Source organism: Nonomuraea sp. NPDC049709 (assembly GCF_040674815.1).
Lineage (GTDB): Bacteria > Actinomycetota > Actinomycetes > Streptosporangiales > Streptosporangiaceae > Nonomuraea.
The window spans coordinates 1-23,905 of record NZ_JBFANM010000061.1; the positions used below are offsets into that span (position 1 = coordinate 1).

Below are 23,905 nucleotides of genomic sequence, written 5' to 3' on the forward strand. Positions count from 1 at the left end.
CCAGGCCGTGCACCTGGATCGCCGGGGTCTGCTGTGTCGTCATCTCAGACTCTCCTGTCTTCTTCGCCCGCGGCGCGCTCGATGGCGCTGGTGAAGCGGTTGCGCTCGCGGGTCCTGTACTGGCCGAGCGGGTAGTTGGCCATGAACGCCTCGACGAACTCCACGGGGTTTCTCCCGAAGAGGTCGCGGATCGGGGTTCCGTCCGCCGCGCCCTGTTCGAACAAGTCGGCGAGGTCCTCGTACATCGCCATCGCGCCGGCGCCGTCCGCCGGCCCGAAGTGCATCAGGTAGCGCTCGAGCGCTTCGACCGCCGTGCGGTAGTTCTCGGGAAGCTGCTTGATGCGCGTTTTGTACTGCCGGTAGCGCCGCTTCTCCTCCAATGACCCGGTGACGATCTCCAGGTACTGCAGGTAGCGGCTCTTCGGCTCGTTCGACCCTGTCGTCATCTCTACGTGCCTCCCTTGCGGAGTTGTTCGAGCCTCTCGGCCAGGAAGCCCCAGGTCCTCCAGAACTCTTCGAGGTACTCCCGTCCCTGGTCGTTGAGGGAGTACACCTTGCGCGGCGGCCCCTTCTCGGACGGGACCTTCTCCACGTCGACCAGGCCGCGCTGCTCGACGCGGACCAGAAGCGCGTAGATGGTGCCCTCGGCGATGTCGGCGAAGCCCTGATCGCGCAGCCACGCCGTGATCTCGTAGCCGTACGCGGGGCGGGCGGACAGGATCGCCAGGACGATGCCCTCCAGCGTCCCCTTGAGCATCTCGGTCACCAGCTTGCCCATGGAACACCTCCTTTCAGCTACTTGGTGTCGCTAACTACTGGTACAAAGTAACACTAACTACTGGTACTTAGCAACGCCGAATAGTTGAGCTGCGATCCGGGATCATGAGCGTGTGGGTGTGGGCGTCCTGATCGCTGTTCGCGGGTGAGTCCGCGTTCACGGCATCCACCATCGCCGGAAGCGCTGATACGGGACCGTCGCCGTGCTGACACGACACCACGGCCAACCCGCTCACCGCCGGGGGCATCCGCCGGCCTGGCGCGCCTGGCCGACGCGGTAGCGTGCTGTCCCTGCAGCGTTCTGCCTGAGTTTCCGCCGGCCCTGCACGTGCATCGCGGCCCGTCGTCACGGCTCGTCGCGGGTGACGCGATCAATGGCGTCGGGTTGGCCGTTCACTCAGCCATCGGCCCGACTGCTCCGAGCTAGCTTCGGCCGCAGGTCACCGACACCGGCTCACCTTGGTCTTCTTCGCCAGCCCGTCGCGGATGCCACTGGTAGTCCAGCTTGGCCGTCACCGCTTCTCCGTCCGTCGAGATCGGCCATCGTGCTCGTCGCCGGGAAGAATGCCGGTTTCACGCGTCCGCCACGCTCGATGGCCCGTGACGCAGGGTGATCTGTGCAGCCGAACCGGGGCCGTACGTGGCCCACATAGTCGGCCACCGCTTCACCGCCGATAGGACGTTCTGGCGCTGGGTGTGCTGTCCCTTCTTCGCCTTGCCGTACCGGACGTTGAGCATCCCGTACCGGCCGAACTCCGGCGCTGCCGGGTTGCGGCCGAAGTCCACCAGGTCGGTCGCGTCCGAGATGCGGTGCAAATAGACTCTGACCCGTCGAGCATCGCCTGTCCAAGCCATCCGTGCCGAGAATCGACGCCCTGTTCGGCTCTGACCGTGACCTGGTCGAGGTCATGGAGGCGGCTCGGTGCCCGCCTGGTCATTCTCCTGCCGCGGCCGAGCACCACCGTCGGAGGCACCCGCCTCCGACGAGTCGAACGGCTCGACGAACGCCACACGATGGGTCCAACGTCAGTCCGGCCGGCGGCTATCGCACGCTGCTACATCCCGCCTTGAGGCGCTCGTGCCGCCTGGTTCCCGGCCAGCGCGGCGTGTCCTCACCGACCACGACCGGGTTCCGGGTGCGGGCCGGGTCCTCCATGGCATCGCACCCCCTCGTGAACCGCGGTCAGAAGGTGGCGATCGGGTTGACCGGGCTGCCGGACGTACCGGCGAAGCGGACCGGCGCGACTGCGAGGTGGAAGTCCCACTGGCCGAGCTCGGCAGCCGTTGTCGCGCACGCCTCCAGATCGCAGTTGTCGAGCATCCACAGACCCATCGCGACGAGGCTCACGGCGTGAACCGGCATCAACACGGCTTCGTACCCCGACGGCAGAACGTCCTGGGGGCTGTCAGCGCCGATCAGCGCGACCTCCCGCTCATGCAGCCACGGCAGGCAGGAGGCGTGCCAGCCGGCCTGCGTGAAACCGCTGGCCACACCGGCCTCGTGCCGGACACGGCCATAGCCGGTCCGCAGGAGTACCGCATCGCCGGATCGCACCCGCACACCCTGGCGACGCTCGGCCTCCTCGAGATCCTCGGGAAACACACCCTGCCCCGGTTCCAACCACGGCACATCGCGGACCCGCGCAATGTCCAGCAGGACACCACGCGTGACGATCCCGTTCGCCGCCGCCGTGACGGCCGCCCACGCCGATCCCGTTGCGGCGTCGACCAACGAGTGCGACCGCCCGTTGTACATCGCGCCGTCCCAGAAGATGTGGCACGGCGAGTCGACGTGGGTGAGGGTGTTGCCGTGGAACGTGATGCCGAGCCGCTCGGTCGAAAAGCCCCAGCGCCGGTCGTTGCGGAATCCGGGCACCGGCATGTTCTCGGCACCCGGCATGTCGGCGGCGCACGGGCACGCCGTCGTCGACCGCTCCATGTCTTCCGGTACGGCGACCTCCCATGCGCACGACACGCTCCTGCCGTGGCGCACGGCCCGCGCCGCCGCCAGCCGGACGTCGTCGGTGATGTGGTTCAGAGTGCCGAGCTCGTCGTCGTCGCCCCACCGTCCCCAGTTCGACAGCGTGTCGAAGTACCCGAGCACGTCGTCCTGTGTGGGCATCGGTCGCCCTGCCGTCATCCCAGCATCGACTCCTCCGGTCACGTGGTTCGAGGCATCGCAGGCAGGGTATCCCGCCCTCTCCTTGGATACGACCTCGCCGGGGCCGGAGAGACGGCACTTGGGAGCGCCCCGATGGAGTACCGGCATACGGCTTGACCTGGCCGGATGTTATATCGGCACCCAGCGATGTCGGGTTCAGGCAGCCGGCGAGCTCGACCGCGGCGCGGCCGTTCGTCACCGCACTCGCCCACCACGCGGCCGTGGAAGGCCAAGGTTGGGACGCGTTCGGGACTCGCCGGCGGCCGGCGGCCGGCGCACCGCGCACGGCGCGCTGCCGACGCCAAGGGCGATGGGCCGTCCTTCGGCGAGCACACGGCGCTGGAGCTGATGCTGCTCGGCGGGCATCCCGACATCGCGCTCAGCGTTCGAGGAGGTTCGCGAGCCGTTCGAGGCTCTTCTCCATCGCCACCTTGTTCCTGGACGGGAAGCCGAGCAGCGGGAACAGCACGCCGATCTTCGCCGTCGACCAGTCGAAGGTCTCGGTCACCCGGGTCTCCTGCTCGCCGACGGGCTCGAGCTGCCAGCGCCACCGGTGGCCGCCGCCGTGCCGCCAGGCGATGAGCCGTCCGTCCTCGAACTCCACCACCTCGTTCTGGACCTTGTACGTCAGGCTCATTCTCATGTCCATCCCGAACCGGGCGCCCAGGCTGAGCCGCTCCGGAGCGTCCGTCTTGGAGGCCACCACGGTTCCCGACCCGTCGATCAGGCTGTGTTTCCGCGGGTCGGCCAGCAGGTCGAAGATCGTGTCACTGTTCGCACGGATGATCCGCGTGGCCGAGACCTGGCGCTTGTTCATGCTCTCACTCTCCGAAATCGGACTCGTCCTGACGGAGGAACAGGCTCAGGCGTCGTCCCGCCCGCGCCTCCTCGTCCAGGTGATCATCCCGCCTTTTCCCCGGCAGGTCACCCGGCCGGCCCCGTACCGCGTCCGTACGCGTGCGCGACCGGCGGGAAAGCTCGGCCCGGCTGCGGCGAAGGAAGGGCGACGACCGCCGGCAGAAGGGTTAGAGCGTGACGACCGAGTCGATCAGATATTCGCCGGTCACGTGGGAGCAGTGGGGTGAATGGATGTCACGCTTCATGAAGGCGACATCGCTTCGTCCCGCTGCTCGTGTCTCGCGTCCGCATGGTGGATGCGCAGGTGAAGCCCTACGCCGGCGGCTTGGTGACGCCAGTCGCCCGTCGTGAATGGAGCGTGCACTCCGGTAGGTGCGGTCGGTCGCCATCGAGTCGAACGCTGCGTCTGCCGAAATGCCATCCATGCTCACCAGGTCGTCACGCAGCCGCTCCATCTCGGCCGCCCGCGCCGTGAGAACCTGGGCCCGTTTCGGATCCAGGAACGATCGCCGGTTCCTCGACCATGACCCGGCGCACGCGCTGGTAGACCTCGAGCGCCTCGGGCGCCCGCGCGTCAAGGCTGCGGCTGCCGGGGCGAGGACGGGCAGGCAGGAGTGGCCGCGGGGTGGGACCGCCCATGGGCTGCGGAGCGACCGATGTTGTCAACGGGGCGGATCGTGCCATGTGGATTCCCCTGCGCCATGGTCGAAGCCCTGGGCGATGATCAAGCAGGCGAACGCCGCGAGGGCGAGTGCCGTTCGGACGAGATGCAGGTGGAGCCACCGTTGACGGCTCTCCTGCCAGTCGGCGGGCAACTGGTCGGGATCCCAGGCGTCCGCGATCCGGTTGAGCGGTTCCAGGCCTGCCAGGGTGAGGACGATCGTGAGGATCACCAGGATCAGGGCGGCCGAGCTGGCGCCGAGGACGAGCCATCCGCGCCGCCACGACAGGACCGACGCGACCGCCGTCGCCGCCACCGCGGCCAGCAGGAGTGGTGGCATGCCGCGGCCGTAGTCGACGTTGAGGGCCTGCCAGTACCTGACGTACGCGGGCCCCGGCATCCGGGCCACCGACGGGGCGATCACCACGAAGCAGACGCCGCCCGTGTACACGCCGACCAGTAACAACGCGACCATCCGGGACACGATGAGAACCAGGGACACCGTACGACCTCCCCATCCAGCCGTTGACTAGATGAACACTCTTTCATTAGAGGTGAATCTAATCAATATGTATCTGAGACCATGGATCCGATGACCGAACAGAAGAAGCGCCGCCCCTACTCCAGCGCCCTGCGCCAGGAGCACGCCCAGGCCACCCGGCAGAAGATCGCGACAGCGGCGCGGCAGCTGATGATCAGGAAGGGCTACGCCGACACCACCATGGCCGAGGTGGCACGCGAAGCCGGCGTGGCCGTCCAGACGCTGTACACGTCCTGCCCCGGCGGCAAACCCGGGCTGGCCAAGCTGGTCTACGACATCACCCTGGCCGGAGACGCCCGGCCCCTGCCGCAGTGCGACCGCCCTGAGGTGCAGGCGATCATCGATGAACCGGACCCCGTACGCAAGCTGGCCCGCTACGCCGCCATGGCCACCGCGATCCTGCGGCGCATCAAACCCGTGCACCGCGTGCTGCGTGCCGCGGCCGCCGCCTCCCCGACCGACGCCGGACTCCAGGACATGCTGACCGGCATCGAACACGAACGGCTGACCGGAAGCCGCGGACCGGCCGAGCACCTCCACGCCATCGGCGCCTTGCGCCCGGACCTGCCGCCCGCCAGAGCGGCCGCGCAGATCTACGTCCTCACCTCGACGGAGAACTTCGAGAAGCTGACCGAAGTGTGCGGATGGAGCGAAGGCGAATACGAGGAGTGGCTCGCCACGATGCTCGCGGCGGCTCTCCTCGAACACCCGCACGATGAATGGCTCGCGAACTGAGTCAGCCCGAAGCCCAAGCCGGGGGAACAGGCCTCATGATCTTCCTGGTGGTGGAACCTGGGCCCGCCTGAGCTGGAGAGTAGTGTCCGTATCCAGCTCGGATCACACCGTTGACTGTTCGACGGCAGGGCGGCCCGGTTCGGGCAAGCTCGCGGATGAACTCGGCGAGCGCGGCGAAGACGTGGAAGACATGGAAGACGTGGAAGACGAGGCGGCCGCCGGGGGAGGTGGTGTCGAGGGCTTCCTTCAGGGACCGGAAGCCGGCGTCGCAGCGGCACTGATCGCGGGTGGAGCGTTGGTTGAGCGATCCCCTGTCGAACAGGCGATCTGTGCGCCAAGGGCAGAACAGGAACCCTTCGGAGCACGCTCGCGGGGCGAGGGCGAGCGTGCTCCGAAGGGTTCAGATTGACTTCAGGACGCGGACGCGGTCGGCGATCGCGCGCCGGGAGACGTCCGCGTTGAAGGCGATGGAGTCGAATTCGTGCGGGACTCCGGGATGGAGGTGAAACTCGACCGGGACGCCGGCGCGGCTGAGCGTGATGGCGTAGGCGCTGGCTTCGTCGCGGAAGGCGTCGATCTGCCCGATTTCGAGGTAGGCCGGCGGCAGGTCGGTCGCGTTCTCGAGGCGAGCCGGGGCGGCGGTGGCCGGGACGTCAGGCCCGCCGGCCGCGTCGCCGAGAAGTGCGGGCCAGGCGGTGCGGCTGTCGTCGTAGGTCCACACGGCGAGGGGCGCGATGTGCGGGTCCGGGGTGGTGTTCCGGTCGTCGAGCATCGGCATCAGGAGGATCTGCCGGGCGATCTGCGGGCCGCGGCGGTCGCGGCTGAGGATGGAGAGTGCGGCCGCCATACCCCCACCGGCGCTGTCGCCCATGACGCCGATCCGGTCGGGGTCGACGCCGAGCTCGGCGGCGTGCCCGTTGAGCCACTTCAGGGCGGTGTAGGCGTCCTCGAGCGGGGTGGGGTAGGGGTGTTCGGGTGCTCGGCGGTACTCGACGGAGAGCATGGGCACGCCGCTCGCCGAGACGTACCGGGTGACGGGTCCGTCGAAGTGCTCGATGTGGCCGAAAAGGTAGCCGCCGCCGTGGAGGAACAGCACGGCCGAGCCGGGGGAGCTCTCGTTCTTGGCGTACCAGCGCATCGTGATCTGGGCGCCGTCGTCCGTGGTGGCGACGTAGTGGTGTGTGGTGACGTCCTCCGGGATCGGCTGGGCCTTCCCTGACGCGTCAAGGATCGGTTCCCACATGGCGCGTCGTCCGGCGACGTCGCCGACGACCGGCGGGGTCATGCCGGCCATCGCTTCGCCCATCGGGGCCATGGCTTCGGCGACTTCGGGATCCAGGATGAGGGACATGTTCGGTTCCGTTCGGTTCGAGTCCAGTGAGGGACGAGAGGGTTAGGCGGTCGGCGCAAGGACGACGACCTTGCCGGACACGGCACCGGCGGCGACTTCCGCGTGCAAGGCCGGGAGGTCCTTGAGCTGGATACGGCGGCTGATGTCGATGTGAAGTTCGCCTCGGTCGATGGCCGCCACGAGGCCGGCCAGCTGCTTGGCGTCGCTCCGGACGAAGACGTTGAGCCCGCGCACATGGCGCGTTTCGTCGCTCGGCGCCTGCATCCACACCGTGGTGTTGACCACGACCCCGCCGGACCGCACGAGAGCGGCCTGGTCGGCGAGCTGCGAGGGCTCGATCGGTGCGAGGTTGAGCAAGAGGTCGACCGGCTGGGTCACCGCGTCCACCACGTCGGTCGCGGTGTGGTCGAGGACCTCGTCGGCACCGGCGGCCCGGACCCGGTCCGCGCTGCGCGGGCTCGCCGTGGCGATGACGTGCGCGCCGGCGTTCTTTGCCAGCTGCACCGCGTACGCACCGACAGCGCCTCCGGCACCGGTGATGAGCACGCGCTGCCCGGGGGGTGAGCTCGCCGAGTTCGAACAGCGCCTGCCATGCGGTCAGGCCCACCAGTGGCAGGGCCGCCGCGTCAGCGAGCGGCACGCTCGAAGGCGCGGCCGCCAGGACCTCGGCGGGCGCGATGACGTACTCAGCGGCTGCGCCGTCGCCGATCATCGGGAGGAATCCGACGACCTCGTCACCGACCGCCACCGCATCGACGCCGTCGCCGAGCGCGTCGACCGTTCCGGCGACGTCGATGCCAGGCGTGTGCGGGAGCGTCACCGGGAACGGGCCCTGGAGACCACCGCTGCGGATACCGGCGTCGACCGGGTTGAACGACGTCGCCGCGACCCGGATGCGAACCTCACCAGCGCTGGGGACGGGCAGCGCCACGTCCTCGTAGCGCAGGACATCAGCATCGCCGTACTCGTGGAATCGCACTGCCTTCATGACCAACTTCTTTCTTCGAGGAGGCAATATGCTTCGGATTCGAAGCAGCTCAGCGAAATGAAGCTAGCACTGCTTCGAACTCGAAGCAAGTACGATGCGGTATGACCGAAGAAGCGTCCCTCCGCCGCTCGATCCCGCCGAACTCGGCGCGTACTTCGCGCTGATCGAGGTGGGCAGCCTCCTGCGTCACACGGTGGAGCAACGGACACAGTCGGGGCTGAGCCGGCCGGTCCGAGCTAGCCATGCTGTTCGGCGGCGGCGTTCACCGCAGACCAGGTTGCGCCGGCCCCAACCATGGCGACGCGCGACTCGGGGTCGATGCGGGAGATCAGCTGTGCATTCTCAGCCCGATTGCTCGGCGAGATCATTCATATGGTTCGTCGGGCGCTGCTATCCGCTCGACCCGCAATGCGGTCATCTCGGGCGGAGTGTAGGTGCCCGTTCTCTGGATCTTCCGCGGGATCCAGGTGCCGGTGACGCGTACCCAGGAATCCGTCTCGGGGACGGGGGCGCCTTTCACCACGACCTGCATCATGAGGGCGTCGGCGGCGCAGCAGCTGATCCGCATGCGTGTGAGGTGCCACGCGTCATCCCGGCCGGACGGCACGACGAAGCCGGTCAGCCGGATGGTCTTGCCTCGCAGGGATCCGCTGGGGTCGTCCCAGGCCAGGTTGGCGAACTCGATCATGCTCAGCACGTTCACCCGGCCGTTCTTCAGCACGGTGGGGCGGGCGTCGACGAGCGTGGGTGGCGGCACGTGAGAGCTCTGCTCGGCCTGCCGGACGGCGAACGAGCCGAGGGCCGGGGGAGCGACCAGGAAGATCACCGCCAGCGGAGCCGCCAGCAGCCATGCCACCCGGTGCCCTCCCACGTGTTCGTGTTCGCGCTCGTGCGCATGGATTCGCGCAGGGGCGACCGGATCGCGGCCGACCAGCCGTGCCAGATGCGCCTCCTCGGCACCGCGAGCGCGGAGGAGCTCCGTCTGGCGGGCCGCGCTCATGCTCCTGTGGCGGTCGAGAGCCAGCGCGGCCGCGGCAAGGACGACCAGCACCGCGCCCGCCGCGATCACCAGCGGCCGGAAACCCGGCTTGACGTAGTTGGCGAAGTCCGCGGAGAAGACGGAGATCTTCAACAGCGCCCCGCCGAGCAGGAGGAGCAGCAGGTTCTGCGTGACCCGATTCACCGGCGCAACCCTATTCGTACGGCTCTGCCGGTTGCTCGATGCCGGTCACGCTGGTGGCGGTCACGGCCGGGACCACATAGTCATCGGGCACCCCGTGCTGCCACGGGATCCACGTGCCGGTGACCGCCACCCACGAGTCCTCGGCCGGTGCGGGCGCGCCGTGGACGGCGACCTCCAGCGCGAGAGCGTCGGCGGCGCAGCAGCGGAGCTGCATCCGGGCCAGATACCAGCCCCTGCCGTCCTCGGCCGGGACGGCGAAGCCGATCAGCCTGACCTTCCTGCCCGTGAGCGACGGGCCTGACGGCGCGTAGGCGCGCCCGATGAACTCGCCCAGCGTCAGCTCCGTCACCTCGCTCTCGGCCAGCGCGTGATAGGCCGCGGTCCGGGGCGGTGCCGGCGGGCCGTCGGTGCGCCGGGCCGCGAAGGCGCCGAGCGCGGGCGGGGCGACGAGCACGAGGGCGAAGACGGGCGCGGCCAGCAACCACGCCACCCTCGGGCCGTGACCGTGGCCGTGGTCGTGGTCGTGGTCGTGTGCAGCGGGCCGGCCCAGCACGTCCGCGACGACGGAGAGCAGGCCGAGAACCGCCAGCACCGCACCGGCTCCCATGAGCAGCGGCCGGAAGCCGGGTTTGACGTAATTGACGTACGTCGTGGAGAACGCGGAGATGCTCAGCAGCGTCGCGCCGAGGATCAGCAGGACGGCCCCTTGCGCATGGCGGCTCACAGGAACACCCAGCCCGTGACGAAGCTGACCCCGATCGCGAGGGCCAGCGTGAGCGGCGCGAAACGCCGGGTGAAGGCCCGGCCGAAGGTGCCGGCCTGCAGGGCGATGAGCTTCAGGTCCACCATCGGGCCGACCACCAGGAACGCCAGCTTGGCCGTCGGGGAGAACGCGGTGAGCGAGGCCGCCACGAACGCGTCGGCCTCCGAGCAGATCGACAGCAGTACCGCCAGCAGGGCCAGGACGAGCACGGACACCACCGGCACCCCGGCCACCGCGGTCAGCCAGTCGCGGGGGATCAGCACGTTGAGGGTCGCCGCGGCCAGCGCGCCGACGACCAGGAACCCGCCGGCGTGCAGCAGGTCATGGCGCATCGTGTCCAGGAAGGCGGCCACCTTGCCGTGGCCGGCCTCGGCGGGACGGCGCGGCGCCGGCAGCCACGCGGCGCGCCCGAACCGCGCCCAGATCCAGCCGGCCAGTACGGCCACCGCCAGCGAGGCGGCGAACCTGGCGGCCACCATCGCCGGGTCGTCCGGGAAGGCCACGGCGGTGGCGACCAGCACCACGGGGTTGATCGCCGGAGAGGCCAGCAGGAACGCCAGCGCCGCCGGTGCCGGCACGCCGCGCGCCATCAGCCCGGAGGCCACCGGCACCGACGCGCACTCGCAGCCGGGCAGCACGGCACCTGCCACGCCCGCGACCGGCACCGCCGCCCAGGTACGCCGGGGCAGCGCCCGCGTCCAGAACGACGCGGGCACGAAGGCGGTGATGGCCGCCGACAGCGCGACCCCGAACACCAGGAACGGCAGCGCCTGAACGCACACCGCCACGAACACGGTCGCCCAGGTCTGTAGCGCCGGTGACGTCAGATGCGGAGCCAGCAGGAACCGCCCCGCCGCCAGCAGGGCCACCAGCCCCATGAACGCCCACGGCAGCCGGAACCCGCCGGTGTGCCGGTGCGCCTCCGGCTCCGGCGGCAAGCGGCTCTCCGGGCCCGGCCGATTCGTCGTACTCGGCTGCGACATCACCCTCCCCACTCGCAAGCAGGCACGCGGCAGCAGACTAGCGGGGTTGTCCCACCCCCTTCACCCGAACACGGATGGGGCATTTGTGATGATACGGTCTCCCGGAAATGATTCTCATTTTCTGGAGTACCTTTGCGATCGTTGCCCGAGTCAGGCTCCTCGGACTCCGACCTGGCACCCCCACCAGCGGCCCCGGAAGCTGAAGACCCCCGCTTCACCACGACATTCGCGATGCCGTTGATCGCAGCTCTGCTGGCCGTCGTCCTCGCGGTGTCGGTGCTGCTGGCGATCGGCTTGGGTGCCGCCGCCGTGCCGCCGGGGGAGACGCTTCGTTTCCTGTGGGCGGCCGTGACCGGCGGTTCGATCACGGCCGACGAGGTCACGGCCTACCAGATCATCTGGCAGGTGCGGGCGCCGCGCGTGCTGCTGGCGGTCCTGGTGGGGGCCGGGCTCAGCGTGGTCGGCGTGGCCATTCAGGCGATGGTGCGCAACGCGCTGGCCGACCCGTTCGTCCTCGGAGTGTCGTCGGGCGCGTCGGCCGGGGCGGTGCTGGTGAGCGTCACGGGCGCGCTCACCGCCCTGGGGATTTACGCGGTCTCGGCCGGCGCCTTTCTCGGGGCGCTACTCGTCTCCGGCCTGGTCTATCTGGCCTCGCGGGGCGCAGGGGGCCTGATGCCGCTGCGGCTGGTGCTGACCGGGGTGGCGATGGCCTTCGGTTTCCAGGCGGTGATGAGCCTGATCGTGTACTTCGTCCCCGACGGGGAGTCGACCAGCACGGTGTTGTTCTGGTCGATGGGCGGCTTCGGCGCGGCGACCTGGGGAGCGCTGCCGGTCGTGGCGGCGGTCACCGTCGTCACCGCCGTGGCGCTGCGCCGGTTCGCGCGCAGCCTGGACATCCTGGCGTTGGGCGATGAGACATCGGTGAGCCTCGGCGTGGACACCGTGAAGCTGCGCCGGGGCCTGTTCGTGCTGACCTCGCTGGCGACCGGCGCCATGGTCGCGGTCAGCGGTGCCATCGGTTTCGTCGGGCTGGTCATGCCGCATCTGGTGCGCCTGTGGGTCGGGGCCGCGCACGTACGCGTGCTCACCATCGCCCCGCTGGTCGGGGCGATCTTCATGGTGTGGGCCGACCTGGTGGCCAGGACCCTGGTGGCGCCGCGCGAGCTGCCGCTCGGCGTGATCACCGCGCTGGTGGGCGTCCCGGTCTTCGTCATCCTGCTGCGCCGCCGCGGCTACCTGTTCGGAGGCCGCTGATGGTGCGCCTGCTGCTGGACGATCTCTCGATGTCCATCGACGGTGCCGCCATCGTCGAGGACCTGGCGCTCGCGGTCGAGGCGGGCCAGGTGGTGGGTCTGGTCGGGCCCAACGGGTCGGGGAAGACGACGGCTCTGCGGTGCGTGTATCGGGCGTTGCGGCCGACGGGTGGCGTGGTCTGGATCGACGGCAAGGACTTGTCGCGGATGCCCCTGCGGGACAGCGCGCGCATGATCGCCGCGCTCACCCAGGAAGGACGGGCCGACCTCGACTTCACGGTCGAGGAGATCGTCGCCCTCGGCCGCGCCCCCCACCTGCGCGGCAACCAGGCGCTCAGCGCCCGCGAGCGGGAACTGTGCCGTCAGGCCATGGCCCAGACGGAGGTGCTGCACCTCGCGGCGCGCGGTGTGCTGTCGCTGTCCGGCGGGGAACGCCAGCGCGTCCTGGTGGCCCGGGCGCTCGTGCAGGAGCCGCAGGTGCTGGTCCTGGACGAGCCCACCAACCATCTCGACCTCCACCACCAGATCCGGCTGCTGTCGATGCTCAAGGACTCCGGGCTGAGCGTGCTGGTCACCCTGCACGATCTCAACCTCGCCGCCTCCGCCTGCGACCAGTTGGCGGTGCTGTCCCACGGACGCCTCGTCGCGTGCGGCCCACCCGCCGAGGTCCTCACCGAAAAGCTGCTCCGCGAGGCGTTCGGCGTCGAGGCGAGCGTCGTCCCGCATCCGCTGACCGGAGTTCCCCAGGTGCTCTACGACCTGGGCTCGGCCACGACCACGACCATGAAAGGAAACGTCGCGTGAACACACGTACCTTCGCCGCGCTCCTGGCGGGCACACTCCTGCTCGCCGGGTGCGGCGCGCAGGTGGAGGACGGCGGCACCGCCGCGCGCAAGGTGGCGGTCAAGAGGTGCGGGCAGGAGATCGAATACACCACTCCACAGCGCGCCGTCGTCTACGAGGGCGGCAGCGCGGACAAGATGTTCGCCCTCGGGCTCACCCAGCACGTCCACGGCTACGTCATGCCGCCGGCCAACCCGCCGGTCACGGAATCCCCTTGGGCGAGCGAGTACGCCAAGGTCAAGTTCCTCAGCGACGACCTGCTCAACCGCGAACTCGTCGTGGACGCCAAGGCCGACTTCGTGGTCGCCGGGTGGCGCTCAGGCTTCAGTGACCAGCGCGGCATCACCCCCGAGATCCTCGACGGGCTGAAGATCCAGAGCTTCATGCACACCGAATCGTGCTTCAACTATCCCGGCTACCCCGAGCGGGTCGCACCGTTCGAGGCGCTCTACACCGACCTCGACCGCCTCGGAAAGATCTTCGGCGTCGAGGACGAAGCCCAGGCTCTGATCGCCGACTACCGCAAGCGCGTCGAGGCAGTACAGGCCCAGGCGCCCAAGGGCGAGCCGACCTCCGTCTTCCTGTACGACTCCGGCACCGACAAACCGTTCACCGCCGGCAGCCAGGTGCCGCCCAACGACATCATCCGCTTCGCCGGCGGCCGGAACATCTTCGGCGATCTGGACGCCCGCTGGAGCGAGGTCACCTGGGAGGCCGTCGTGCAGGCCAAGCCCGAGGTGATCATCATCCTCGACTACGGGGACAAGCCCGCCGCAGAGAAGATCAAGTTCTTGAAGGAGTTCCCCACCACCAGCAAGCTGCCCGCCGTCGTCAACGACCGCTTCCACATCCTCGACTACAACGAGGGCATCAGCGGGCCGCGCAACATCGACGGCCTCGAAGGCTTCGCCGAATACCTGCGCGAGCTTCCGAAGTGACCGGCTGAAACCTCGTCCGGTCCGTCGCGCCACCGTCCGGCGAACCTCGCCCCGCCGAGCCGGATCGATCCCCCCACTTCCATACCCTCATTCCGGCCTTACGGAGGACATCCCCGCTGTGACCACTTCCACCGACTCGGGCAGGTTCCCGCTTCCTACGCGGTCCATCCTGCGCGAGAGGCGGTTCATCCAGCTGTGGTGCGGCACCACCGCCTCGGGCCTGGCGACGTGGGCGCTGCCCTTTGTGCTGGGGCTCGCGGTACTGGACCGCACGCTCACGGCCGCCGGCCTCGGGGTCGTGCTGGCCACCCGCACGGTGGGCTTCCTTCTCGCGGTGCCGATCAGCGGGGTCCTGGCCGACCGGTACTCGCGCCGGGCCGTCGTGCTGTGGGCCGGGCTGGGCGCCGCGCTCGCGACCCCGTTCGTCGCGCTCGGGCTCGGCCGGTCGGTCCTGCTCATGGCCGTGGCGGCGGCGGTTGTCGGCGCCGGCCAGGGGGCGTGCCGGCCCGCGTTCCAGGCGCTCACCGCCGAAGTGGTCGACACCGGACGACGCCAGCAGGCCAACGCGGCCATGACGCTGGCCGTGCGCGTCACGACCCTGGTCGCACCGGCGGGCACCGCGCTGCTGGCGGTCGTCCTGGGCACCTGGTGGTTGCTGGTCGGCACCGGGTTGCTGTGGCTGGTCGCGGCGCTGCTGCCGCCTCGGGGACTGCGTGCCCCGGCACGCGCAGCGGAACGTACGCGGTTGTTCAAGGAGTTCGGCGAGGGCGTACGCGAGGCGCGGCGGCACCCCTGGTTCCTCGCCGGCCTGGGCGCGCTGGCCGCCGTCATCTTCACCGGCTACTCCGCCACCGGCGTTGCGCTCCCGCTGGTCAGCCGCGACCGCTACGGCACCGAGGCGGTCCTCGCGGCGGCGCTCACCGCCTACACCCTCGGCGCGCTCGCCGGAGCGCTGCTCGTGGCCCGCTGGAAGCCGCGCGCCCAGGGCTGGGTCGCGCTGGCGGGCCTGGCCCTGTACGGCTTCGCACCGCTGAGCCTGCTGCTGCCGGTGCACCCGGTGGTGGTGTTCGCCGCCTATGCGGTGGCCGGGCTGGGGATCGAGCTGTTCAACGTGCCCTGGTTCACCGCCACCCAGCGCGAGGTGGAGCCGCGCCTGCTCGCCCGGGTGTCCTCGCTCGACTTCCTCGTCTCCTACGGCCTGGCCCCCGTCGGCCTGGCCTTCCTCGCACCTGCCATCGACGCCTTCGGCTGGCAGCCGGTTCTGGCCCTCTGCGCGCTGGTGTGCTTCCTCGCCCCCGCCGCGGCGGCCCTGGTTCCCAGCAGTCGCGGCCTCTCCCGGCAAGAGGGAACCTGACAAGGTGCGAGCCTGCCCACGTTCACCATCCGCTCCATCACGTCCACGACAATTCCGTCCAGCGCTGACCGCCGGTAGAGGCGATGGCCGAACCGGGTGTGGTCCGTGCCGAGGTTCTGGCCGGGCGGCAGGTCAACGGTTCGGCTTTCCGGTCCTGGACGAGTATTCGAGCGGTTCAGCTGCGGCGGGGCCGAAGAGCCCGACCAGCTGGTCAAGGGGCTTGCTCGCGCAGCGCCTGGGATCCGGTGGGGTGGTCGGTGGCGGGCGCGAACCCGGACAACGGCGTCGGCGAGCTGTCCGGGCCCGGCATGCCGTGGATCACGCGATGCGGGCCGAGCGGGCGCCGGAACGGGCTGCTGTAGCGGGAAACGGCGGCTGGTCGGAGGGCCCCGAGTGGGAAGACTCATGGCTGCGACGACTGCTCACCTACGTTCCTTGGGGTGGGGCGTCGCGCGGGTCGGGCCCAAGCTGCTGCCGGCGGCATGTGCTGAGCATCTGGCTACCGACGTCGACATAGCTGGTGAACAGCGCGATCACGTCGTGGAGCCGGTCCTGGGCAGGGCCGGGGGGCACCAGGTCTTCGCCGTCCCGTAGGGCGGCGATCAGGGTTCTGGCCCGCGCGCGGCTGGCCTCGAGCAGTGACTCGATCCCCCCGGTGGCTTCGATGAGGAGCCTGCGACTGCCGGGTTGCGGGATCACCCGGACCAGTCCCCAGGAGTCCAGCTGCCGCACGGCGGTGCTCACCGCTCCCTTGCTCAGCTCGAGCTCGGCCGCGATCGTGTCGAGCGAGACAGGCTCCTCGGTGATCAGGAGCAGTCCGTAGACGCGGCCGGTGGCGTGTGGCAGGTTCCACGACGCGAGCAGGTCACCCACCGACGTGATGAACGCGCGCCGCCTGGTCGTGCTCATCGCTGTGCCGCCTTTGAGACCGGGACCGTGCGCAGGAACGCCTCGATCGCCTCATTCACCGCCTGGGGGTCGTCCTGGTTGGCGATATGTCCCGCGGCGGGGATGACGATTTCCTCGACGCCTTCGGCATGGGCCCACGCGGGCATGGCGGTGGCGATGTTGCCGGTCCGGTCTTGCTCGCCGCGGATCAGACACAGCGGCACCGGCGTGCGATAGCCGGGATGTGGGGTGAGGAACTCCGTGGCGACCCGCCACACCTGGACGAACTCCTTCTTCGACAGCTGGGCGAAGGCCCGCCGGGCGTCGGCCCGCGCGGCCTCGCTCACCGCGGAGACCTCGGCCAGCAGGCGCGGAAGGTCTTTGGCCGGCATCATCGACAGGCTCGGCGCGGCCGCCTTCAGCAGCAGACGCTCCTTCCATGACAACGGCGCGGTGTTCCACGTCGCACCGATGACGATCAGCGCTCGGGCCAGGTCCGGGTGCCGCCGAACGATCGCCTGGCCGAGGTTGCCGCCGAGCGACTGTCCCACGAGCACCGGCCGATCCAGCCCCAGGTGGTCGATCAGCGTGCGCAGGTCCGCGATCGCCCGCTCGGCACTGAGCCGGGCACCGGCCGGGCGGGACAGGCCGTGGCCGCGCAGGTCCCAGGTGACGACCCGATACCCGCGGGCCTGGAAGTGCTCGCGCTGGGCGTCGAACATCACGTGGTCGGCCCCGGCGCCGTGCGAGAACACCAGCGGCACGCCGTCGCCGCCGCTGTCGGCGTAGCGGAGGGCGCAACCCTGCAGCGACAGCGCTGACGGCAGATTCACCATCTACTAAACATAGCGAACAAAGCGGGCCCCACCACATGAGATGGTTCGCCACGAAGCCCGTCGCCGAGACCAGCCGCCCCAGCTGGCCTTGCCCGGGATCCGGATCGACCAGCACACCTTCGGCCAGGCAGGCATATCGGAGCCAGAACGCGCGGTCGTCGCGACGCTGTTGACCTGGGCAGGGCCGGGCTGCTGGCGGGGGTAGCTCGCGGGTAGGTCGTGGTACGGCACCCCGCGCTGGTTCAGGCGCGTTTGGCGATCGCGGTGATCAACGGTTGGACCAGGCGGGCGGCCAGCGGCCCGAACGCGGCCAGGATCAGCACGTAGGCAGCGGCCAGCGGGCCGAGGTCGGGGTGGGCGCCGGCGGCCACCGCCAGCCCGGCGATGACGATGTTGAACTCGCCGCGCGGGATCAGCGCGATGCCCGCCCGCGCCCGGCCCGCTTGCGCGATCCCGGCCCGGCGTGCGGCGTAGAACCCGGTCAGCAGCTTGGTCACCATGCTGACCAGCGCCAGCAGCGCGGCCAGCCCCGCCACCGGGCCGATCTTGGTGGGGTCGGTCTGCAGGCCGAAGAAGACGAAGAACACCGCCGCGAACAGGTCCCGCAGCGGAGCCAGCAACGCCTGCGCATCGTGGGCGAGCTCGCCCGACAGCGCGATGCCGACCAGGAACGCGCCCACTGCCGCCGACACCTGTAACTGCTGGGCCACCCCGGCCACCACCAAGGCCAGCCCGACCACCTTGAGCAACAGCACTTCATTGTTGGGGCTGCGCACGAACGCCTCGATGACGCGGCCGTAGCGCAGCGCCACCAGCAGCACCACGCTCACCGTGGCCAGCGCGATGCCCACCGTGATCGCGCCACCGACGAAGCTCAATCCGGCCAGCAGCGCGGTGAGCAGCGGCAGGTAGATCGCCATCGTCAGATCCTCGAACACCAGCAGCGAAAGCACCACCGGCGTCTCGCGGTTACCGATCCACCCCAGATCGGACAGTACCTTGGCGGTGATGCCGGAGGAGGTGGCGTAGGTGACCCCGGCCATCGCCACCGCCGCCACCGGCCCCCAGCCCAACAACAGCGCCAAGATGGCGCCGGGCGCCGCGTTCAGGACCAGGTCGACGATCCCGGCCCGGGCGTTGCCCCTCAGGCTGGCCGCCAGCTCATCGGCGTTGTATTCCAGCCCGAGCGTGAGCAGCAATAAGACGACGCCGATCTCGGCGCCGACCGCGACGAACTCCTCGCTCGTGGCCAGCGGCAGGATGCCGCCGGTGCCGAACGCCAGCCCGGCGATCAGATACAGCGGAATCGGCGAGATGCCCACCCGCAGCGCTAAAGCGCCGAGCAGGCCCAGACCCAGGATGATCGCGCCGAATTCCAGGAACAGAAGAGCCGTGTGGTGCACCCGTGCCCCTACCCGCGGCCCAGGATGTCGGCGACGGCGTTGACACTCTCCGTACTGCCCACCACGACCACCAGATCGCCGGCCGCCAGCGCGAAGTCGGGGCCTGGACTGGTAACCACCTGCCCTGCGCGGACGATGGCCACGATGGACGCACCGGTTCGGCTCCGTACCCGCGCATCTCCCATCGGCCGGCCCGCGTACGGCGAGTCGTCGCTGATCGGCAGCTTCTCGCTGACCAGGCCCGCGACCTCGCGGTGCAGGTCGTTGAGGCGCTGGACGACCCGCGGCGCGCCGAGCAGTTCGGCCAGCGCGTCGGCTTCCTCATCGTTGAGCTTGACGGTCTCACACACGCCATCGGGATCGTCTCGATCGTAGATCACCAGATCGCGACGGCCGGTGCGGTGTGAGACGATCCCGACGCGCCGCCCGGATCGCGTGGTGAACTCATGCCGCAACCCGATGCCGGGCAACGCCGTCTGTTCGATCTCCACCATCAGCCCCATCTACTCCCAACCAGGCATGGCCGCCTGTACCGTACCAATGCGGCCACCTACTGCGACAACGGGTGGATCACCCTCGGGCAGCGACGTCCTCGGGCGTCCGGTCCGGCTCGCCGGGGCCGCACCATCGATCATTTCCGAGAATGAAGTCTTCTCGGAAGTACACTCGCGGTGTGACTTCCGAGAATCCGGCTCCCGGCTGGTCACAACCGCCCGGGAGCACTTCCGAGAACACGCAGACCGGGCCGGGCGGGGCGCCGTCGCGACGGCGTGGTGCCCGTCCCACACCGCTGCCGGCCGATCTGGCCGCGGTGCTGGCCGACTATGCCGCGGCCCTGGAGGGGATGCCGCTGGCCGCCGAATCTCGCCGCACCTACACCTCCCGGGTGCGGACGTATCTGGCCTGGCTGGCCGGCCGGCGCTCCCGCGCCGGCGATGGCGCGGCCGTGCGTGGCGACCCGCTGGCCGATGCGCGGGCCCGCGACCGGGCGGTGCGGGACTACCGGCGCTGGCTGCTGCGTGAGGCCGACCCCCCGCGCTCGGTGCGGTACGTGAACAACGCCCTGGCCGCCCTGGACGACTTCTACCTCCGCCGCGGGCTGGGCAAGGCCGACATCGGCCGCGAGGACATCCCCCAGACCGCGCCGCGCGCCATGGATGCGAACGCGCAGGTCCGCTGGCTGCGCGCCATCGAGAACTGGCCGCACGCCCGCGACCGCGCCCTGGCGTTGCTGCCGTTCTACGCCGGGCTGCGCATCGGCGACGCCGTCGCCCTGGACGCGGCCGATGTACGCCTCTCGGCCCGCAAGGGCGTGCTGGTCGTCTATGGCAAGGGCAGCAAGATCCGCGAGGTGCCGATTCATCCGGCGCTGCGCCGGCCGCTGATCGACTGGCTGGACGAACGCCGTGCCTGGACCGGCGCCGCCGCCCAGCGGGCGCTGTTCCTCAACCGCCGCGGCGACCGGCTGTCGGTGCGCGGTGCCTCGGCCGTCTTCACCTCCATTGCCGAGGCCGCCGGGCTGGAGGATCCCATCACCGCCCACATCGGCCGGCACACCTTCGTCACTCAGCTCATCCGCGGCGGCGAGGACCTCGTCACCATCGCCGAGATGGCCGGCCACGCCCGCCTCGACACGCTACGCGTCTACAGCCGGCCCACCGAGGAGGACAAACACCGCGCACTGCGCCACCTCACCGTCGACCGCTGACCGCTGCAGCCCACCCCCACCCCGTACGCCGCCTCACCAGCCCGTCTCACCAGGGGGAGCACGATGAGCCGTGGATTGTCACCCAGCCCGCGTAGGGGCTGGCGATGAGTCTGCCCCAGCTGTACGCGGTGCTGCTGGCCGGCGGCATCGTCCTGCTGGCCGGTATCGCCGCGGCGCGCACCGCCAGCCGGCTCGGCCTGCCCAGCCTGCTGCTCTTCCTCGCCCTCGGCGTGCTGCTCGGCGAAGACGTCCTGGGCATCGACTTCGACGACGCCCAGCTGGCGCAGACGCTGGGCACCTCGGCGCTGGCCATCATCCTCATCGAGGGCGGCCTGAGCGGCAAGTGGGCTGACATCCGGCGGCTGCTGGCGCCGTCGGCGCTGCTGGCCACCGCCGGGGTCGCGGTCAGCGTGCTGATCACCGCGGCCGGAGCGCACCTACTGCTGGGCATGAACTGGCAGCTGGCCCTGCTGCTGGGCGCGATCGTCTCCTCCACCGACGCCGCCGCCGTCTTCTCCGTCCTACGGGCGTTGCCGCTGCCGCGCCGCGTCGCCGCTCTGGTAGAGGCCGAGTCCGGCTTCAACGACGCCCCCGCCGTCATCTTGGTGCTGGTCTTCAGCACGGTCGGCACCGGCCCGCCCGATGTCGCCGCCATCGCGGCGCGCATCGGCTTCGAGCTGGCGGCTGGGGCCGCGATCGGGCTGGCGGTCGGCTGGGCGGGGGTGCTCGCATTGCGGTATGTCGCGCTGCCCGCCACCGGCCTGTACCCGCTGGCCACCGTCGGTCTGGGCGTCATCGCCTTCGCCGCCGCCGGTGCCGCGCACGCCTCCGGCTTCCTGGCCGCCTATCTGGCCGGGCTCGTGCTGGGCAATGCCGTGCTGTCGCACCGCGCGGCCACCCGCTCGTTTGCCGAAGGCATCGGCTGGCTGGCCCAGATCGGGCTGTTCGTCATGCTCGGCCTGCTGGTCACCCCCCGCGAGCTGCCCGCGGCGCTGCTGCCGGCCACCATTGTCGGACTGGTCCTGCTGCTGCTGGCCCGGCCCGCCTCCGTGATCGCCTGCCTGACCGCCTTTCGCGTCCCCTGGCGGCAGCAGGCGTTCATCTCCTGGGCCGGACTGCGCGGCGCGGTGCCGATCGTCTTGGCCACCTTCCCCATCGTGGCCGCCGTGCCCGGCAGCCGGCAGCTGCTGAACATCGTCTTCGTCCTGGTCGTCGTCTTCACCCTCATCCAAGGACCGACCCTGCCGCTGCTCGCCCGGCTGCTCCGTGTCACCCAGCCGCACCAGGCCAGGGACGTGGACATCGAAGCCGCCCCCCTCGACGTCCTGAACGCCGACCTGCTCACCCTGTCCGTCCCGCTCGGGTCCCGCCTGCACGGCGTGAAGATCTTCGAGCTGCGCCTGCCCAAGCCGTCGATCGTCACCCTGATCATCCGCGCCGGTGACACCATCGTCCCCGAACCCGACACCCTCCTGCGCGAACGCGACGAAGTCCTCATCGTCACCACCCCCGCCACCCGCGCCCAGGTTGAACGCCGCCTGCGTGCCGTCGGCCGAGGCGGCCGCCTGGCCCACTGGTACGGCGAGCACGGCGAGTCAGACCCCGGCCGTACCCCGGCCACGCCCGGCACGACGAACACGCCGGCGTTATCGTCACCGGCACAGGCCGGCCCGCCCACCTCCGCCGGCGGAGCGGGCCGGATCAGCCCGCACTGGCGCGCCGGGCTCCTCAGCGGGCGGGCCCACCACTCGCGCCCGGCCACGCCGCCCCCACCCAAGGACCAGGCTGTGCACGGGGCGGAGTCTGACCATGCCGTCACCTGATCCACCCCGCGCCGCGGCGACCGGCCCGGCTGAGGCGGCGCCCGGAAATGAGTGAATTCGCGATAGGGCCCGCCGCGGACAGCTCGACGATCACGTCACGGCGCCGCGCCGGCAGATTGGCCAGGCGCCGCTGGTATCGTCGACCGCTTGCTCGTTCCCGATCCGTCCGGCTCCCCGGTGCCGAGCACACAGCACGAGCTCGGCACCGGGGGCGTGAGGGCCGTACCGCGGATCGGCGGTCACGTCGAGACGACCGTTAGACGGCCGTGCGCGACCACTGCTGGTTGGTGCCGGTGTTGCACGGATACTGCTTGAGGATCACGCCGTCCGCGGTCGATGCGGACGGTACGTCCACGCATTTGCTGCTGTGTCGTGCCCGGAGCTGGAAGTAGCCGCCGTTGGCGACCATCTGGAACTGCTGGTTGGTGCCGGTGCCGCAGGTGTACTGGATGAGCTCGGCACCGTCGGCGGTTGAAGCGCTCACCACATCGAGGCACTTTCCGCTGTGGCGGCTGATGATGCGCCAGTAGCCGCTGCCGGCGTCCTGGAACTGCCACTGCTGCCACGCGTTGCCGCCGTACGTGTACTGGCCGACGCGCGCACCGTTGTCGGTGTTCGGTTGTTGGACGTCCATGGCCTTGCCGCTGTGGCGCACGTTGATCCTGTAGGTGGAGTCGCCGCCGCCGATCGTGTCGCCCCAGGCATAACGGATCCGGTCAGCGCCGGAGGGGTTGCGGACGGTCAAGTTGAGATTGGTGCCGCTGCCGCTCAGGGCGTACATCGAGTACCAGTCGTAGCCGATGTCGCCCGGCTTGCCGCCGAGGGCGGGCCAGTAGGTGCCGCCCATTTGGTTGTCACGCATGACCTGGGCCATGGCGCGGATGTGGCGCACGAAGTTGTCGGTGCTGTTCGCGTCGCCGTAGTTGAGGCCGGTGGACATCGGCGCGCCGAACTCGGTCGCGACCGCGCGGGAGGCGCAGTTGCCCAGACGCGTCTGAATGTGGCTTCGGAAGGCGTCGTAGGTCATCGCGCTGTAGAAGAAGGCGTAGTGGTGGAAGGACAGCAGTGTCGAGTTGAAGCGGCTGTCGTTGCAGATGTCGCGCAGGTCCTGGCTGTAGCCGGTGCCGCCGATGAGCACCCGGCCGGGCACTGCCGAGGTGTGATAGCTGAGCCAGTTCGCTGCGACGTTGCGCCATTCCGCCGATGTGTAGCCGTGCGGCTCGTTCATCGGTTCGAAGTAGACGTTGCTGTCCGAGCCGTACGTGCTGGTCACGCTGGACCACATCGTGTTCCATGCGGCGAGGTTCGTGATCTTGCCGCCGGAGGCGGCGCCGTCCTCCCAATAGGCGAGGATGACCTTGAATCCACGGGCGGTGGCGGCGTCGATGGCGCCGCGGTAGGCGTTCCACCAGGTCGTGTTGGCCACGGTGTGAGTGTTGATGGGCAGCCGGACGGTGTTGATCCCCATGGTGGAGGCCATGTCGTCGTAGAGCGCGTTGGCCTTCGCCCGTACTGTCGCGTTGCTGTCGGACTGGCTCAGGCCCTGCACGACGAGCGTGCCGGTGCTGAAGTTGTCACCCAGCACGGCCCAGTTCATGCCTCGGAATTGGCTGGTGGCGGCATCGGCCGGCGGCGCGGAGACGACGAGGCTTGCCACTGCGGTGAGCGCGGTTACCACAAGGGCGATCAGTAACCGGCGCGACGACCGGGTGCTCCGCGACGGTCCTGAGGAGTGACCATCAGACGCCGTGATCAGTGTCATGAAATCTCCAATCACTAGATCGAAATTCCTGGGTCCAACCTCACTTGCAGACATCATGTTGCTGACGCACGTCCGGGCCGCGCGCATCGTGCTGCT

General features: G+C 69.9%; 24 protein-coding genes and 1 pseudogene. 8 read left to right on the top strand and 17 right to left on the bottom strand.

The features are described from left to right. Window positions 1-44 precede the first annotated feature (44 nt). The 6 genes from AB0J69_RS43785 to AB0J69_RS43810 all read right to left on the bottom strand — a co-directional run bounded on the left by AB0J69_RS43785 (window position 45) and on the right by AB0J69_RS43810 (window position 4,959). Window positions 45-446 carry a DUF1048 domain-containing protein gene (locus tag AB0J69_RS43785; RefSeq protein ID WP_364130835.1) on the bottom strand — a complete coding sequence of 134 codons (402 nt, stop codon included), beginning with the start codon at window positions 444-446 and terminating at the stop codon, window positions 45-47. A 2-nt stretch (window positions 447-448) separates the two neighbouring features. Next, window positions 449-778 (bottom strand): PadR family transcriptional regulator, encoded by a 330-nt coding sequence (locus AB0J69_RS43790; protein WP_364130838.1) that lies wholly within the window; start codon window positions 776-778, stop codon window positions 449-451. A gap of 572 nt (window positions 779-1,350) precedes the next feature. Further along, on the bottom strand, window positions 1,351-1,593 hold the full coding sequence (locus AB0J69_RS43795) for a hypothetical protein (protein WP_364130841.1): 243 nt from the start codon (window positions 1,591-1,593) through the stop codon (window positions 1,351-1,353). A 367-nt stretch (window positions 1,594-1,960) separates the two neighbouring features. Further along, window positions 1,961-2,899 (bottom strand): cyclase family protein, encoded by a 939-nt coding sequence (locus AB0J69_RS43800; RefSeq protein ID WP_364130844.1) that lies wholly within the window; start codon window positions 2,897-2,899, stop codon window positions 1,961-1,963. A gap of 418 nt (window positions 2,900-3,317) precedes the next feature. Next, complete coding sequence (locus tag AB0J69_RS43805) at window positions 3,318-3,755, bottom strand: SRPBCC family protein (protein ID WP_364130847.1); 438 nt, start codon at window positions 3,753-3,755, stop codon at window positions 3,318-3,320. A 703-nt stretch (window positions 3,756-4,458) separates the two neighbouring features. Then, a complete protein-coding gene (locus tag AB0J69_RS43810) occupies window positions 4,459-4,959 on the bottom strand; it encodes a DUF1772 domain-containing protein (protein WP_364130850.1) in 501 nt (166 codons plus the stop codon). A 90-nt stretch (window positions 4,960-5,049) separates the two neighbouring features. Between AB0J69_RS43810 and AB0J69_RS43815 the strand changes: the two genes are divergently transcribed. Together AB0J69_RS43815 and AB0J69_RS43820 are read left to right on the top strand one after the other, a co-directional pair. Beyond that, window positions 5,050-5,733 (top strand): helix-turn-helix domain-containing protein, encoded by a 684-nt coding sequence (locus AB0J69_RS43815; RefSeq protein ID WP_364130853.1) that lies wholly within the window; start codon window positions 5,050-5,052, stop codon window positions 5,731-5,733. A gap of 82 nt (window positions 5,734-5,815) precedes the next feature. Then, window positions 5,816-6,142 carry a hypothetical protein gene (locus AB0J69_RS43820; protein ID WP_364130855.1) on the top strand — a complete coding sequence of 109 codons (327 nt, stop codon included), beginning with the start codon at window positions 5,816-5,818 and terminating at the stop codon, window positions 6,140-6,142. On the opposite strand, the gene AB0J69_RS43825 is transcribed toward AB0J69_RS43820, so the two are convergent. From AB0J69_RS43825 to AB0J69_RS43850, 6 genes and pseudogenes are all read right to left on the bottom strand, one after another. After that, on the bottom strand, window positions 6,134-7,084 hold the full coding sequence (locus tag AB0J69_RS43825; protein ID WP_364130858.1) for an alpha/beta hydrolase: 951 nt from the start codon (window positions 7,082-7,084) through the stop codon (window positions 6,134-6,136). The genes AB0J69_RS43820 and AB0J69_RS43825 overlap by 9 nt on opposite strands. A 42-nt stretch (window positions 7,085-7,126) precedes the next feature. Continuing rightward, window positions 7,127-7,588: a zinc-binding dehydrogenase gene (locus AB0J69_RS43830; RefSeq protein ID WP_364130861.1), complete on the bottom strand. Its 462-nt coding sequence runs from the start codon at window positions 7,586-7,588 to the stop codon at window positions 7,127-7,129. Window positions 7,589-7,865: 277 nt separating this feature from the next. Further along, window positions 7,866-8,072, bottom strand: a pseudogene (locus tag AB0J69_RS43835) (NADP-dependent oxidoreductase); the annotation flags it as partial. A gap of 364 nt (window positions 8,073-8,436) precedes the next feature. Beyond that, a complete protein-coding gene (locus AB0J69_RS43840; RefSeq protein ID WP_364130864.1) occupies window positions 8,437-9,255 on the bottom strand; it encodes a TIGR03943 family protein in 819 nt (272 codons plus the stop codon). 10 nt (window positions 9,256-9,265) lie between these two features. Then, entirely contained in the window at window positions 9,266-9,979 is a 714-nt protein-coding gene (locus tag AB0J69_RS43845; RefSeq protein ID WP_364130867.1) for a TIGR03943 family protein, read from the bottom strand. Further along, window positions 9,976-10,896: a permease gene (locus AB0J69_RS43850; protein WP_364131015.1), complete on the bottom strand. Its 921-nt coding sequence runs from the start codon at window positions 10,894-10,896 to the stop codon at window positions 9,976-9,978. The genes AB0J69_RS43845 and AB0J69_RS43850 overlap by 4 nt, the downstream gene beginning before the upstream one ends. A 336-nt stretch (window positions 10,897-11,232) precedes the next feature. On the opposite strand from AB0J69_RS43850, the gene AB0J69_RS43855 reads away from it, so the two are divergent. From AB0J69_RS43855 to AB0J69_RS43870, 4 genes are all read left to right on the top strand, one after another. Next, on the top strand, window positions 11,233-12,255 hold the full coding sequence (locus tag AB0J69_RS43855; protein ID WP_364130870.1) for an iron ABC transporter permease: 1,023 nt from the start codon (window positions 11,233-11,235) through the stop codon (window positions 12,253-12,255). A gap of 2 nt (window positions 12,256-12,257) precedes the next feature. Beyond that, window positions 12,258-13,058: an ABC transporter ATP-binding protein gene (locus tag AB0J69_RS43860; RefSeq protein ID WP_364131017.1), complete on the top strand. Its 801-nt coding sequence runs from the start codon at window positions 12,258-12,260 to the stop codon at window positions 13,056-13,058. Further along, window positions 13,055-14,035, top strand: coding sequence for an ABC transporter substrate-binding protein (locus tag AB0J69_RS43865; RefSeq protein ID WP_364130873.1), 981 nt, complete (start codon window positions 13,055-13,057; stop codon window positions 14,033-14,035). Before AB0J69_RS43860 ends, AB0J69_RS43865 begins: the two co-directional genes overlap by 4 nt. A 166-nt stretch (window positions 14,036-14,201) precedes the next feature. Beyond that, entirely contained in the window at window positions 14,202-15,389 is a 1,188-nt protein-coding gene (locus AB0J69_RS43870; RefSeq protein ID WP_364131020.1) for an MFS transporter, read from the top strand. Window positions 15,390-15,815: 426 nt separating this feature from the next. Here the strand turns inward: AB0J69_RS43870 and AB0J69_RS43875 are convergent, their stop codons facing one another. The 4 genes from AB0J69_RS43875 to AB0J69_RS43890 all read right to left on the bottom strand — a co-directional run bounded on the left by AB0J69_RS43875 (window position 15,816) and on the right by AB0J69_RS43890 (window position 19,007). Next, window positions 15,816-16,298, bottom strand: a complete 483-nt coding sequence (locus AB0J69_RS43875) for a MarR family transcriptional regulator (RefSeq protein ID WP_364130876.1) — start codon at window positions 16,296-16,298, stop codon at window positions 15,816-15,818. Beyond that, on the bottom strand, window positions 16,295-17,113 hold the full coding sequence (locus tag AB0J69_RS43880) for an alpha/beta hydrolase (RefSeq protein WP_364130879.1): 819 nt from the start codon (window positions 17,111-17,113) through the stop codon (window positions 16,295-16,297). The genes AB0J69_RS43875 and AB0J69_RS43880 overlap by 4 nt, the downstream gene beginning before the upstream one ends. Window positions 17,114-17,355: 242 nt before the next feature. Continuing rightward, window positions 17,356-18,516, bottom strand: a complete 1,161-nt coding sequence (locus AB0J69_RS43885; RefSeq protein ID WP_364130882.1) for a cation:proton antiporter — start codon at window positions 18,514-18,516, stop codon at window positions 17,356-17,358. 8 nt (window positions 18,517-18,524) lie between these two features. Then, on the bottom strand, window positions 18,525-19,007 hold the full coding sequence (locus AB0J69_RS43890) for a cation:proton antiporter regulatory subunit (RefSeq protein WP_364131023.1): 483 nt from the start codon (window positions 19,005-19,007) through the stop codon (window positions 18,525-18,527). Between the two features lie 182 nt (window positions 19,008-19,189). Here AB0J69_RS43890 and AB0J69_RS43895 point away from each other — a divergent pair, with 182 nt between their 5' ends. Both AB0J69_RS43895 and AB0J69_RS43900 read left to right on the top strand, forming a co-directional pair. Next, complete coding sequence (locus tag AB0J69_RS43895; protein ID WP_364130885.1) at window positions 19,190-20,224, top strand: tyrosine-type recombinase/integrase; 1,035 nt, start codon at window positions 19,190-19,192, stop codon at window positions 20,222-20,224. A 104-nt stretch (window positions 20,225-20,328) separates the two neighbouring features. Next, window positions 20,329-22,047 (top strand): potassium/proton antiporter, encoded by a 1,719-nt coding sequence (locus AB0J69_RS43900; protein WP_364130888.1) that lies wholly within the window; start codon window positions 20,329-20,331, stop codon window positions 22,045-22,047. A 256-nt stretch (window positions 22,048-22,303) separates the two neighbouring features. Here AB0J69_RS43900 and AB0J69_RS43905 read toward each other — a convergent pair whose 3' ends face one another. Next, a complete protein-coding gene (locus AB0J69_RS43905) occupies window positions 22,304-23,809 on the bottom strand; it encodes an RICIN domain-containing protein (RefSeq protein WP_364130891.1) in 1,506 nt (501 codons plus the stop codon). Window positions 23,810-23,905 lie beyond the last annotated feature (96 nt).